At 69.0% G+C, this 13,966-nt stretch carries 8 protein-coding genes; 4 read left to right on the top strand and 4 right to left on the bottom strand.

Translation table 11 applies throughout. The features are described from left to right. Nucleotides 1–12 precede the first annotated feature (12 nt). Nucleotides 13–534, top strand: a complete 522-nt coding sequence (locus WJ16_RS27485) for a GNAT family N-acetyltransferase (RefSeq protein WP_069261167.1) — start codon at nucleotides 13–15, stop codon at nucleotides 532–534. 39 nt (nucleotides 535–573) lie between these two features. Here the strand turns inward: WJ16_RS27485 and WJ16_RS27480 are convergent, their stop codons facing one another. The 4 genes from WJ16_RS27480 to WJ16_RS27465 form a co-directional block, all read right to left on the bottom strand. Then, nucleotides 574–1,263: a hypothetical protein gene (locus tag WJ16_RS27480; RefSeq protein WP_069260168.1), complete on the bottom strand. Its 690-nt coding sequence runs from the start codon at nucleotides 1,261–1,263 to the stop codon at nucleotides 574–576. Between the two features lie 177 nt (nucleotides 1,264–1,440). Further along, a complete protein-coding gene (locus WJ16_RS27475) occupies nucleotides 1,441–1,728 on the bottom strand; it encodes a hypothetical protein (protein WP_069260167.1) in 288 nt (95 codons plus the stop codon). A gap of 53 nt (nucleotides 1,729–1,781) precedes the next feature. Then, nucleotides 1,782–4,019, bottom strand: coding sequence for a penicillin-binding protein 1C (pbpC, locus tag WJ16_RS27470; RefSeq protein ID WP_069260166.1), 2,238 nt, complete (start codon nucleotides 4,017–4,019; stop codon nucleotides 1,782–1,784). A gap of 10 nt (nucleotides 4,020–4,029) precedes the next feature. Next, the gene (locus tag WJ16_RS27465) at nucleotides 4,030–10,083 is read right to left on the bottom strand and encodes an alpha-2-macroglobulin family protein (RefSeq protein WP_069260165.1); all 6,054 of its coding nucleotides are present in this window, start codon (nucleotides 10,081–10,083) and stop codon (nucleotides 4,030–4,032) included. Between the two features lie 303 nt (nucleotides 10,084–10,386). Here WJ16_RS27465 and WJ16_RS27460 point away from each other — a divergent pair, with 303 nt between their 5' ends. From WJ16_RS27460 to WJ16_RS27450, 3 genes are read left to right on the top strand one after another with little or no spacing between them, the layout of a single operon-like run. Beyond that, on the top strand, nucleotides 10,387–10,893 hold the full coding sequence (locus WJ16_RS27460; RefSeq protein ID WP_069260164.1) for a sugar dehydrogenase complex small subunit: 507 nt from the start codon (nucleotides 10,387–10,389) through the stop codon (nucleotides 10,891–10,893). Continuing rightward, nucleotides 10,893–12,512, top strand: a complete 1,620-nt coding sequence (locus WJ16_RS27455) for a GMC family oxidoreductase (protein ID WP_069260163.1) — start codon at nucleotides 10,893–10,895, stop codon at nucleotides 12,510–12,512. Before WJ16_RS27460 ends, WJ16_RS27455 begins: the two co-directional genes overlap by 1 nt. Before the next feature lie 2 nt (nucleotides 12,513–12,514). After that, the gene (locus WJ16_RS27450; RefSeq protein WP_069260162.1) at nucleotides 12,515–13,792 is read left to right on the top strand and encodes a cytochrome c; all 1,278 of its coding nucleotides are present in this window, start codon (nucleotides 12,515–12,517) and stop codon (nucleotides 13,790–13,792) included. Nucleotides 13,793–13,966: the final 174 nt, after the last annotated feature.

Here is a 13,966-nt window from a genome sequence, read left to right as displayed (position 1 = left end):
GTCGACCGCCCCGTGCCCCCGATCCTGCTGAACCGCGTCGCCCGGACCGATGCCTCCGACCTGATCGCCGCCAATCGCGCGAGCCGGGGCCACCATCTGCCGTGGGTCGATTCGTTCACCGACCAGGCGGGATTCGACCAGTGGTTCGCGCGCTGCATGACGGGGCCGAACGTCGGCCTCGTTGCGCGGGAGCGCACGTCCGGCGCGGTGGTCGGCGTGGTGAACCTCAACGAGATCGTCGGCGGTGTGTTCCAGAGCGCGTATCTCGGGTACTACGGCATGGTGGCGTTCCGCCGTTCCGGGCTGATGACCGACGCGATGCGCGCGGCGATCGGCGTGGCGTTCGACGAACTCGGGCTGCATCGGGTCGAGGCGAACATCCAGCCCGGCAACCACGCGTCGATCGCGCTGGTTCGGCGGCTCGGCTTCACGAAAGAGGGTTTTTCGCCGCGCTATCTGCGCATCGGCGGCGAGTGGCGCGACCACGAACGGTGGGCGCTGCTGGCCGACGGCGAGCCCGACACGCGCCCCTGACACCCGCTACCGGGCGATCGTCTTCCCGCCGCCGGCCGCTTACAGCGGATGCGCGGCGCCCGCCTGCGTCAGCAGCGAAGCGGCCGCCGGGTCCGGCATCCCGTTCGAATCGATCGCACCGGCTTTCGCGAGCGCGACGAGATCGCTGTCGACGCCCGGTTGCCCGACCGTGAACGACGTGGTCAGGAAGGCCGGCGCCGCGAGCGCGACCGAATAGCGCTGCTGCAGGTTCGTCACCACCGCCGATTGCGCGGCCTGCACGGTGTTCGGGCTGTTCAGCGCCTGCTGATAGCGCGAATTGCCCTGGAAATTGCCGATCAGGGTGGCCGTGTTCGTACCGAGCTGCGCGGCGAGGTAGGTCAGCATCAGCTCGGTCTCGGGCGTCGTATTGAAGGTGCCGCCCGCGTACGCGAGCGAATGCAGGCTCGTGCCGCCCGTCGCGACGGTGATCACGCACGGCAGCACCGCATTGACCGTCACGCGGTAGTTGCCGCCGCCGTCCGTCAGCGTGGTTGCCGAGCCCGTCGCGCAACTGACCGTCACCTGCGCGCTCGCGAGCGCGTTGCCCGTGGCGGCCGTGCCCGACAGCGCGACGGTCTGCGTGTTGTCGTTGAAGCAGACATCCACGCCGAAGCAGGCATCGCCGTTGCACGCCTGAAGCGTCGCGAGGGCGGCGATGCAAAGCGTGCGCAGCGCGGGGCGGATGAAACGCCTGGTGTGAACGTTCATGGTCGCTGGCCTTGAGGAGAGTGGGCAACCGGTCGGCGCCGATGGTCCGGCGCCGTTCATATTCTAGGTCCCGGATCGGGGCGCTGCTTGCCTGTCTGGCTCGTCAGGCCCGCTGCGGCCGGGAGCGACCTGCCGTCGAGCGTGTCGTGCGCAGTCCTGCTTGGGCGGTGACGCGCGTCAGTTGCGCGGCGGGCGAGCCGGCGCCATCACGTAGGCGAGCAACAGGCTCAGCACGATGCTGAGCGCGAGTGCGTGCCAATGGCCGGTAAGCAACTGCTGATAGTGCTCGCCCATATCCGGCGTGATCCACCGGCACGTCATGGGATGCATCCGGGCCTGGTGACACTCGAGAATGCCGCCATGCCGATAGGCATCCCACAGCGCATCGCCTGAATACAGCCCCAGGAAGAGCGGGACGATCTGTACGCCGTACCGGAGCAGCTTCCCCTCGGCTTCGGTTGTCATGCTTGTCGACTCCGGAATCGGCCTGCGTTGGGTTGTCGTCCGGGGCCGAATGCTCAGGGCTTGCGCGCGGCCGCCTTCGCGAACGCGCCGCGCACCTCGAAGCCGATCGCATCGGCCACGTTGCCGCGCGCGTCGACGAGTTCGAGCCGGTGCCGGCCCGGCCACGGCATCCACGCGACGCGATCGGCATGCCCGATCACCTTGTCGTCGAGCCGCCACGCGAACTTCGCGGCGCGCCCGGCCGACCGTTCGAACCAGATCCGCTGGTTCTTCGGCGGAATGTCCGGATCGATCGCGAAGATCGTGCCGTCGGTCGGCGCGCCGATCGTCAGCGGCGCGCGCGCGCCGTTCCTGTCGGGCGTGACGGAGGCGGCGAGCCGGATCGTGTCGAGCGCGGTTCCCGCGATGAACCACTCGTTGCGGGACGGCTCGATATCGCGTTCGAACGCGATGCGGCGCGTCTCGACGCCGGCCGGCGCGCGCGGCGCGCGGCTCGGCTGGTCGCGGTGCAGGTAGCCGACGACGGCCGACCACACCGGCGACGCACCCGTCACGCCCGACACGTCCCACATCGGCGAGCCGTCCGCATTGCCGACCCATACGCCGACCGTATAGCGAGACGTGAAGCCGACGGTCCAGTTGTCGCGCATGTCCTTGCTCGTGCCGGTCTTGACCGCCGAGAAGAAGCGCGTCGCGAGCGGATTGTCGAAGCCGAACGTGCGCACGCGCGCGTTGTTGTCGGAGAGGATGTCGGTGACGACGAAGCTGGCCGCCTGGCTGAACACGCGCGTGCCGGTTTCGTCGCGGGCGGGCGACGGTGTCGACGCGCCGGACGCCGGCGCGGGCCGGTCGACGACCTGGCGGGCGACGCCGCCGTTCGCGAGCGCGCGGTACGCGTTGGTCAGCGACAGCAGCGTGACGTCCGCGCTGCCGAGCGCGAGGCTGAAGCCGTAGTAGTCGCCTTCCTGCGCGAGCGGCAGGCCGAGCGCGGTCAGCGTGCGCGCGAAGCGGTGCGGCGTGACGAGCACGAGCGTGCGCACGGCCGGCACGTTCAGCGAGCCGCCGAGCGCGCTGCGCACGCTCACCCAGCCCTTGAAATCCTTGTCGTAGTTCTGCGGAATGTACAGGCCGCCGCCGGCGGCGAGGTTGATCGGCGCATCGTCGAGCAGCGACGCGGCCGTCAGCCGTTTCTCGTCGATCGCCTGCGCATACAGGAACGGCTTGAGCGTCGAGCCGGCCTGGCGCGGCGCCAGCACGGCATCGACGTCGCGCGCGCTCGACAGCGCGCCGGACGATCCGACCCACGCACGGATCTCGCCGGTCGCGTTGTCGAGCACGACGACCGCGCCGTCCTGCACGTTGCGCCGGTGCGCGGGCGCGTTGAGTTCGGTCAGCGCGCGCACCAGCGTGTCGCGTGCGAAGCGCTGCAGCGGCGCATCGAGCGTCGTGCGCACCTGCGCGCCGGCCGCCGGCCTGACCTCGGCCGCAATGCGCCGCGCGAAGTGCGGGGCGAGCGCGGCGCCGTCGTCACGCACCGCATTGGCCGGCCGCGCGATGACCAGTTGCACGTAGCCGTCGAGCGACGCGCAGGCCTGCCCGGCATGCATGTCGCGCAGGATCCGGCACGCGCGTTCGGCGACTTTCGCGGGTGCGGCGTTGGGCGCGCGCACGAGCGCGGCCGCGATCGCGGCTTCGCGTGCGTCGAGGCCCGACGGCGCCTTGCCGAACAGCACCTGCGACAGCGCGGCGAGGCCGATCGTCTCGCCGCGGAACGGCACGAGGTTCAGGTACGCCTCGAGCACCTGGTCCTTGCGCCAGCCGCGTTCGAGCAGCAGCGCATTGACCGCCTGCGACGCCTTCTGCGGCAGCGAGCGCTGGCCCGAGCGGCGCGGCGAATCGCTGAGCAGCCCGGCGAGCTGCATCGTGACGGTCGACGCGCCGCGCGTGCGTTCGTTCCACAGGTTGCCCCATGCGGCGCCGGCGATGCCGCGCCAGTCGACGCCGCTGTGTTCGTAGAAACGCTTGTCTTCGGACACGACGATCGCCTCGCGAAACGCGGGCGAGACATCCGCGAGCGACACCCAGTCGCCGCGCCGCTCGGTGAGGTCGACGCGCGTGCGCTGCAGCGGCGTGCCATCGCGCGCGAGCAGCACCCAGTCGGAGCTGCGCCAGTTGCGGCGCACTTCGTCGTAGCCCGGCAGCGCGTGTGCAACGAGCGGCGCGGCCAGCACGATTGCGACGCATACGCGGCCGGCGAAACGCACCGGCCGAGGCAAACCCTGATCGCTCATCGCGTCCCCGTCACTTGCCCGCGTCGGCCGGTTTCACGGTCATCGGCGGGTTCGGCCACAGGCCGTACACCGACGGCGCGTACAGCGCCTCGACACGCGTCGGCGGCAGCCCGAACGTGCCGACGTTGTTCAGCCGCACCGTGTATTCGACCGAGAATTTGCCCTTCGGCAGATAGTCGTAGTACGCGCGGTAGCCGTCGAAGTCGCGCTCGATGAACGCCGGCCATGCGCCGTCCGGCGTTTTCTCGCCCTGCGTCGCGGCTTCCGAGTCGCGGCCGAGGCCCGAGCCGAGGATCGTCGAGCCGGCCGGAACCGGATCGTTGACGACGACCCACGTCATGTCGCTCTGCGCATCAATGTCGAGATGCACGCGCACGACGTCGCCGCGCGTCAGCACGCCCTGGACGGCGGGCGACACCGGCGTGACGGTTTTCGTGATCCGGTAGCCGGCCGCGAACGGCGCACGCAGCGGCACGGCTGCGAGGCTTTCGATCGTCGCCCACGGGCGGCCCGTGCCGTCCTGCGTGACCGACAACGTGGCCGGCGCCTGCGACGCGCGCGGCCACGGCAGCATCACGCTGCGGGCCGCGGCGGCGCGGGTGGCCGGGGTGGCCGACGCCGGCGTGTCGACGGATGCGGGTGCCGGCGCCGCCGCCTGCGACCACGAGATCGTGCGCTCGTCGCCGCCGAGCGCGACCTTCGTCGCGCCGGCCACCGGCGTGCTCTCGTAAGTGCGCGAGAAGCGCTCGACCGCGAGCAGGCCGAGTGCGTTCGACGTCGTGGTCTGCCATGCGCCCTGGCGTTGCAGCGCGAGCAGGCCGGCCGTCACGCGCGGCATCTCGTCCTTCCACGCCGGGTCGCCCGCGAATTCCAGCGCGAGGCGTGCCGCATTGGTCTCGTTGCTGGTCATCAGCCACCACAGGTCGTCGTCGCGCGCGGTCGAGAACACGAGTTGCGTGCCCTGGTACGTCAAGCGCGCCCGCAGGATCTGTTCGACCTGCGCGCGTTTCTCGTCGCGCTGCGGGATGTCCTTCACGCGCGTCAGGATCGCGTGATAGTCGATCACCGCCGACGTCGGCCACTGGTTCGGCGCGATCTCGATCGAACCGAGCATGCGGCCCTGCGCGGCACCGTAGCGCGACAGCGCCTCGATCGCGGCGAGCTTGCGCAGGTCGCGATCCTGGCGCGGCGCCCACGTGTTGCGCTCGAGGCGGCCGTCGACGAAGCGCGCGAGCCCGGCTTCGAGCTGCGTACGCAGGTCTTCCGGCAGCGCGAAGCGCGGGTCGAGACGGCTCGCCTCGTCGGACACCACGAGCAGGTACGACGACAGCGTCGCGCTGCCGGCGTGCGAATCGTCGGTCGACGGCGGGAAGTAGCTCGCGAGCCCGTCGCTGTCGAGGTAGACCGGCATCCGGGCGATCAGCGCCTGCCATTGCGCGGGGTCGCGCAGGCCGATCGCGCGCGACGTCTGCTGTTCGAGGCAGCGATACGGATAGCGCTCGAACCAGCGTTTCACGCCGGGCAGGCCGTCGGCGAGCTTCGACTGCAGCGACACGGCGATGCCGCCGCGCGGCGCGCCGTGCGCGTTGTTCGCGGCGCCGGCCGGGGAGGCCACCGGCACCGTCAGCGTGCCGTCGACTTGCGCGAGGGTCGCCTGCTGGACCGTGACCGGCAGGGCCGGCACGACCTTCTGCGCGACCGCCAGCGCGTCGGACGCGCGCTTGCCGCCTTGCTCGGCCGCTTCGATGCGCCAGTTCAGCGCACCGGCCGCGTCGAGCGCCTGCTCGGGCACGGTGATCGTCCACGCGACTTCGGTCGCGGTATTGGCCGCGAGCGACACGGTCTGCGGTGCGACGTCGACGCCCGTCACGCGCGGCGTCACGACGACCTGCATCGCACGGTCGGTCGTGTTGCGCAGCGTGACCTGCGCGCGGAACGCATCGCCTTCGCGCACGAGCGGCGGCAGGCCGGAGATCAGTTGCAGATCCTGCGTGCTGCGGATCGACGTGCTGCCGGTGCCGAAGCGGTCGGGGCCGACCGCCGCGATCGCGACGATTCGGAAGCGCGTGAGCGCGTCGTTCAGCGGCACGTCGACGGTCGCGCTGCCGTTCGCATCCAGCGTCACGCGCGGATTCCACAGCAGCAGCGTGTCGAACAGCTCGCGCGTCGGCGCACTGCCGCCGCCGCCGCCGGCCGGCACGGCCTTGCGGCCGAAGTGGCGGCGGCCGACGATTTCCATCTGCGCGGTGGCCGTCTCGACGCCGTACGCGCGGCGGCGCAGCATCGCGTCGAGCAGGTCCCAGCTGTTGTTCGGCATCAGTTCGAGCAGCGCCTCGTCGACGGCCGCGACCGCGATCTGCGTGCCGGCCGGCGCGGGCTGGCCGTTCGGCAGCGTGACCTTCACATGCGCCTGCGCCTTGCTGCGCACCGTGTAGCGCGTCGCGTCGGTCGTCACGGTCACGCCGAGGCGGTGCACGCCCGTGCCGACCTTGATTTCGCCGAGGCCGTAGCGGAACGCGGGCTTCGACAGGTCGACGAACGCGGTCGGCGCTTCATAGTGACGGCCTTCGCGCCAGAACGCGCGCGCCCATTCCACCGGCGCCTTCCAGCCCCACGTGAAGAACGAGTACCACGGCACTTCGCGAATCCGGCCGCGCAGCGCGAGCACCGACACGTAGACGTTCGGCCCCCACGATTCGCCGACCTTCAGGTCGACGGTCGGGTTCGCGCCGTTCAGCTCGACGATGTGCGTTTCCATCACGCCGCCGCGTTCGACCGCCACCAGCGCGGTCGCGTAGCGGAACGGCATGCGCACCTGGAAGCGGGCCGTTTCGCCCGGTTCGTACGACGTCTTCTCCGGAATCACGTCGATCCGGTCGGTGTTGTCGCCGCCGAACCAGAGTTGGTCCTCGCGCGTGACCCACACCGACGTCGATGCATTCGACGTGCGGCCGTCGCCGTCCTTGGCGACCGCGATCAGCTGCACGTTGCCGGCCTGTTCGAGCGTCGCGTCGCAGGCCATGCGGCCCTTGTCGTCGGTCTTGCCCGAGCACAGCACGCCGAGGTCGCGCGTGTCGCTCTTGTTGTCGTACGCATAGAAGCCGCCGACCATCCGCTTGCGCGACGACGTCGTGATGCGCGCGACGCCCTTGATCTCGATCGGCACGGACGCACGCGGCTTGCCTTGGAGATCGACCGCCAGTGCCTGCACGGGCACGCGCTGGCCGACCGAGACCCAGCGGCCGGCCTTGATGCCGGCCACCACCGCGGCCGGCCACAGGATCGTGTCGCCGCGGATCGTCTGCACTTCGCCGTTCGGGTCGGCGAACGTCGCTTCGAGCGCGAGGCGCTTCGGTGCGTCGACGTCCGGCAGGCCCTTCAGCGTGACCGCGCCCGCGCCGTTGCGGTCGAGCGTCAGCGGCAGCTTGTCGGCGATCAGCTTCGTCGCGTCGGGATCGTTGTTCGACGACGCGGCGTTGTCGCCGTCCTGCGAATCGTCGTCGGCATTGCCGTCGCCCGTATCGGGGCGATACGGCGTGAAGCTGAAGTCCTCGAAGCGGTCCGCGAACGGCGGCGACGCCCACTTCATCAGCGCCGACACCTGCACGGGCAGGTTCGATGCGCCGCCGCCCGACACGTAGTCGATCTGCACCGCGAGCGGCGCTTCCTTCACGGCGACGAGCGGGCTCTTCTGCGCGTCGCGCGCGCCGATCGACCCCTTCAGCACCGGCAGGCGGAACGCCTCGACGCGGAAGCTGCCGCTGTAGTAGGACGCGGTCGGCGCGTCCTCCGGGCCGCCTTCGAGCTCGACGCTGTATTCGCCGAGCTTCGCGGCGGCCGGCAGCGCGAACTGCGTGTCCGCGCTGTGGTCGGCCGCCCACGTGAGCGGCAGCTTGTAGGTCTGGCCCGTGCCGAGATGGCGGATCGTCACGCGCGTCGGGTATTGCGACGGGAACGCGAGGTTCTGCAGCGTCTCGGCCCGGATGAAATGCTTCATCGACACGGTTTCGCCGGCGCGCAGCAGCGTGCGGTCGAAGACCGTATGCGCGCGCACGGTCTGCGCGCGGTCGGTGTCGGTCGGCACGTTGAAGCGCCACGATTCGATCCCGCGGTTCCAGCCCGAGCTGACGAACGCCATGTCCGGGCCCGTCTTCGGATCGTTCACGCGGGCCGACACGAAGTAGTCGTCGAAGCGTGGTTCCGAATCGGACGAGTTGCATGCGCGCTTCGATTCGAACGCGCCGTCGATCTTCAGCAGGCCCTGCGCGTCGGTCTTGCCGGACGCGATTTCGTCGCCGTTGCAGTCCGACACGCGGATCTGCGCGTTTGGCACGGGCTTGCCCTTGTCGAGCGTCGTGACCCACACGAGATTGTTCTCGCGGCCCTGTTTCAGATGCACGCCGAGGTTGGTGACGAGCACCGTGGTGCGCACGTACATGCTCGACGGCTTCGCGAGCAGCGAGCGGCCGAGCGCGGGCGACGCGAGTTCGAGCACGTAGAAGCCGGGCTTGTCGATCGGCACGCCGACGACTTCGAACGGGCGCAGTGCCTTCGGGTCCGCCTTCGGCAGCGCCAGCGCCTGCACGCCGGGCTGGCCCTTGAGCAGCGTCAGCGAGCGCACGTCGATGCGGCGATCCTTCGGCGCGGGCGCTTTTTCGCCGGCTTCGCGCGGTACGTAGACGGGGTGCTGGCCCTTGCGTTCGAGCAGGCCGGGAATCTGGCTGTCGATCGAACCGGCCGTCATCGACCAGTTGTCGAAGCGGTCGACCGTGCGCATCCACTGGCGAATCGTCGTGTCGTCGTCGACCTTCAGGTTCGAGAACTGCGCGCCCTGGGTGTTGAGGCCGTCGATATGCAGGTCGGCCTCGACGTTGCGCAGCGTGACGGGCACGAGCGCGGGCGAATCGGGTTCGGCGAAGCGCTCGACGATCCCGAAGGTGCCCGACGAGAATTTCGCGAGCGGCGGCATCGGCGCGGTACGCGTCGCGAGCGGGAACAGGTCGGCATTGGACAGCGCGCGGTCGGTCACGTCGCGCAGGCCGGACGGCAATTCGATCGTGAGGCCGGCCTGCTCGGGCAGCGGCGGGTTGAACGTGACGGTCGTGACTTCCTCGCTCTTGTCGTCGGCCGCGAAGGTCGGCGACAGCGACCCGTCGGGGCCGCGCAGCTTGATCGCCTCCGCGTTTTTGCGCGAGATCGGCGCATTGAACGACAGCGTGAGCGGGCGCAGCGGCGTGCAGGGCGCCTTCGCGTTTTCGCGTTCGCACGAGAAGCTCGCGGCGAACGGTGCGCGCACGGTGAAATCGAAGCGCCGCTCCGTTTCGTTCGGGATGCCGCTCGGGCTCGTGACGCCCTTGCCGTACACGAGCTGCATCTTGGCGCTCGCCGGCAGCGCCTGCGCGCACGACAGCGTCAGCACGCGCGCGGCATCCTTCTTCAGCCCGAAATGATCGAGCAGCGCGTTGCGCGCATCGTCGTCGGCGGCCGTGACGGGAATGCGGTTGCCGATGCCGGCCGCTTCGCACCAGATGTTCGCGAGCGCCGAGCGCGGCTCGGCCGGGCCGTTCAGCTTCAGCACGAACATCTGCCGTTCCTCGATCTCGCGCGAGCCGGGGCGGACGGTCACCGGGAACGGGCCGCCCGTCTGGAACGTGAAGCGGCGCGGGCCGCTCACCGCATTGCCGGCGACCGAACGCAACGTGTCGTTGAGCGCGACCGAGCAGCGCACGCCGGGCGGCAGGTCGTTTTCGAAGTCGTAGACCCAGGTCTTGTCGTCGAGCCAGTGACCCTGGCCGCGCGCGGCCGCGGCATCGTTGCAGGTGACGCGCGCGGGATTCGGCGCGGAGGCCGAGCCGAACGCGACCATCGGTTCGTCGAACTTGACGACGCTCTGCCGGACTTCGGTGACGGTGCCCTGCGGCGACACGCTCACCGTGCGCGCCGCGCCCGCATGCAGCGACAGCGCCGTGGCGCCGGCGAGTGCGGCGATGGCGCCGATGCGCCAGAGAACCCGTGCGGTGTGGTTGGTCCGTGTCGGTTTGTTGTGCTTGTCGCGCTGCTTCATCGCTCGGTGCCCTCGGAGGGAAGCTTTCTGTTTGATTGCACCGGATTCTAACCGACCGTCATGCGTGCGCATCGCGGCGCACGGTGTGTCGTCGGGATGCGACACGGGCTTGCGTGCCGCAGATTTGTCGCGTCGACGACACAAAAATGACGAGAAAAATCGATTGTCACGGATGGCGGAACATTTAATGAACTATAAAAAGATTGTTCGATCCGGTTTGTGCGCGTACATTTCAGTTCCGCGCCAATGTTTGAGAAATATCAAGCGTGGTTTTCCCGAATCCGGTGTTCGAGAGAAGGAAACATGCACAACGACAACACTCCCCACTCGCGTCGCACGAGCGACGCAGCCGCAACCGGCATCACGCGGCGTCAATGGCTGCAGGGCGCACTGGCGCTGACGGCGGCGGGCCTCACGGGCTCGCTGGCGTTGCGGGCCCTGGCCGACGATCCCGGCACCGCGCCGCTCGATACGTTCATGACGCTCTCCGAAGCATTGACAGGCAAGAAGGGGCTGAGCCGCGTGCTCGGCCAGCGCTTCCTGCAGGCACTGCAGAAGGGCTCGTTCAAGACGGCCGACAGCCTGCCGCAACTCGCCGGCGCACTCGCGTCCGGTTCGCTGAATCCCGATCAGGAAACGCTCGCACTGGCGATTCTTGAAGCGTGGTATCTCGGCATCGTCGACAACGTCGTCATTACCTACGAAGAAGCATTAATGTTCAGCGTCGTATCCGATACGCTCGTGATCCCGTCGTATTGCCCCAACAAACCCGGCTTCTGGGCCGAAAAACCGATCGAGAGGCAAGCCTGATGGCCGATACCGATACGCAAAAGGCCGACGTCGTGGTCGTCGGGTCGGGTGTTGCGGGCGCGATCGTTGCGCACCAGCTCGCGATGGCGGGCAAGTCCGTGATCCTGCTGGAAGCCGGCCCGCGCATGCCGCGCTGGGAAATCGTCGAGCGCTTTCGCAACCAGCCCGACAAGACCGATTTCATGGCGCCGTACCCGTCGAGCGCGTGGGCGCCGCATCCGGAATACGGCCCGCCGAACGACTACCTGATCCTGAAGGGCGAGCACAAGTTCAACTCGCAGTACATCCGCGCGGTGGGCGGCACGACGTGGCACTGGGCCGCGTCGGCGTGGCGCTTCATCCCGAACGACTTCAAGATGAAGACGGTGTACGGCGTCGGCCGCGACTGGCCGATCCAGTACGACGACCTCGAGCATTACTACCAGCGCGCCGAGGAGGAACTCGGCGTGTGGGGCCCGGGCCCCGAGGAAGACCTGTATTCGCCGCGCAAAGAGCCGTACCCGATGCCGCCGCTGCCGTTGTCGTTCAACGAGCAGACGATCAAGAGCGCGCTCAACGGCTACGATCCGAAGTTCCACGTGGTGACCGAGCCCGTTGCGCGCAACAGCCGCCCGTACGACGGCCGGCCGACCTGTTGCGGGAACAACAACTGCATGCCGATCTGCCCGATCGGCGCGATGTACAACGGCATCGTCCACGTCGAGAAGGCCGAGCAGGCCGGCGCGAAACTGATCGACAGCGCGGTCGTCTACAAGCTCGAGACCGGGCCGGACAAGCGCATCACCGCCGCGATCTACAAGGACAAGACGGGCGCCGACCATCGCGTCGAGGGCAAGTATTTCGTGGTCGCCGCGAACGGCATCGAGACCCCGAAGATCCTGCTGATGTCCGCGAACCGCGATTTCCCGAACGGCGTCGCGAACAGCTCCGACATGGTCGGCCGCAACCTGATGGACCATCCGGGCACCGGCGTGTCGTTCTACGCGAACGAAAAACTGTGGCCGGGCCGCGGCCCGCAGGAGATGACGTCGCTGATCGGTTTCCGCGACGGCCCGTTCCGCGCAACCGAAGCGGCGAAGAAGATCCACCTGTCGAACATGTCGCGCATCAACCAGGAGACGCAGAAGATCTTCAAGGGCGGCAAGCTGATGAAGCCCGCGGAGCTAGACGCGCAGATCCGCGACCGTTCCGCGCGCTACGTGCAGTTCGACTGCTTCCACGAAATCCTGCCGCAACCCGAGAACCGCATCGTGCCGAGCAAGACGGCCACCGACGCGATCGGCATCCCGCGCCCGGAGATCACGTACGCGATCGACGATTACGTGAAGCGCGGCGCCGTGCACACGCGCGAGGTCTACGCGACGGCCGCGAAGGTGCTGGGCGGCACGGAGGTCGTGTTCAACGACGAGTTCGCGCCGAACAACCACATCACGGGTGCGACGATCATGGGCGCGGATGCACGCGACTCGGTCGTCGACAAGGACTGCCGCACGTTCGACCATCCGAACCTGTTCATTTCGAGCAGCTCGACGATGCCGACCGTCGGTACGGTGAACGTGACGCTGACGATCGCGGCGCTCGCGCTGCGGATGTCGGACACGCTGAAGAAGGAAGTCTGACCGTGCGGAAATCTACTCTCACCTTCCTCCTCGCCGGCTGCCTCGCGCTGCCGGGCCTCGTCCAAGCGGCCGACGCGGCCGATCCGGCGCTGGTCAAGCGCGGCGAATATCTCGCGGTCGCGGGCGACTGCATGGCGTGCCACACCGCGAAGGGCGGCAAGCCGTTCGCGGGCGGCCTCGGCATGCCCGTGCCGATGCTCGGCAAGATCTACACGAGCAACATCACACCCGATCCCGACACGGGCATCGGCACCTGGTCGGCCGAGGACTTCGAGCGCGCGGTGCGCCACGGGGTGTCGAAGAACGGCGACAACCTGTATCCGGCGATGCCGTACGTGTCGTACGCGAAGATCAACGACGACGACGTGCAGGCGCTGTACGCGTACTTCATGCACGGCGTCGAGCCGGTCAAGCAGGCGCCGCCGAAGAACGAGATCCCCGCGCTGCTGAGCATGCGCTGGCCGCTGAAGATCTGGAACTGGCTGTTCCTGAAGGATGGCGCGTACGAGCCGAAGCCGGCGCAGAGCGCCGAGTGGAACCGCGGCGCGTATCTGGTGCAGGGGCTTGCTCACTGCAGCACGTGCCACACGCCGCGCGGCATCGCGATGCAGGAGAAGTCGCTTGACGAAACCGGCGGCAGCTTCCTGTCGGGCTCGGTGCTCGCGGGCTGGGACGGCTACAACATCACGTCCGACCCGAACGCGGGGATCGGCGGCTGGACGCAGCAGCAGCTCGTGCAGTACCTGCGCACCGGCAGCGTGCCGGGGCTCGCGCAGGCGGCCGGCCCGATGGCCGAGGCGATCGAGCACAGCTTCTCGAAGATGACCGAAGCCGACATCGGCGCGATCTCGACGTACATCCGGACGGTGCCGGCCGTGGCCAGCGGCGATGCGAAGCAGTCGCGCTCGTCGTGGGGCAAGCCGGCCGAGGACGGGCTGAAGCTGCGCGGCGTCGCGCTCGCGTCGTCGGGCATCGATCCGGCGCGGCTGTATCTCGGCAACTGCGCGACCTGCCACCAGATGCAAGGCAAGGGCACGCCGGACGGCTATTACCCGCCGCTGTTCCACAACTCGACGGTCGGCGCGTCGAATCCGACCAATCTCGTGCAGGTGATCCTGAACGGCGTGGAGCGCAAGGCCGGCGGCGAGGATGTCGGGATGCCCGCGTTCCGTCACGAGCTGTCGGATGCGCAGATCGCCGCGCTCGCGAACTACCTGACCGGGCAGTTCGGCAATCCGGCCGCGAAGGTGTCCGAGCAGGACGTCGCGAAGCTGCGGTGACGCGGTGCGCGACGAAGCGGCGCGATAACTGACGAGAGGAGGAGCACAGCACATCGGGTCGTTGCCCGATGCCGGTTGTTGCAGAGCGGGGCGGGCGGCGCGGATGGCCGCCCGTCCCGGTTCATTCGCAATCCGGTGCGCCGCGCGTGTGCCCGCCGTGCGCATCGCTTTCGT

Source organism: Burkholderia metallica (genome assembly GCF_001718555.1).
Classification (GTDB): domain Bacteria; phylum Pseudomonadota; class Gammaproteobacteria; order Burkholderiales; family Burkholderiaceae; genus Burkholderia; species Burkholderia metallica.
This window is presented reverse-complemented; position numbering and strand designations above follow the sequence as displayed.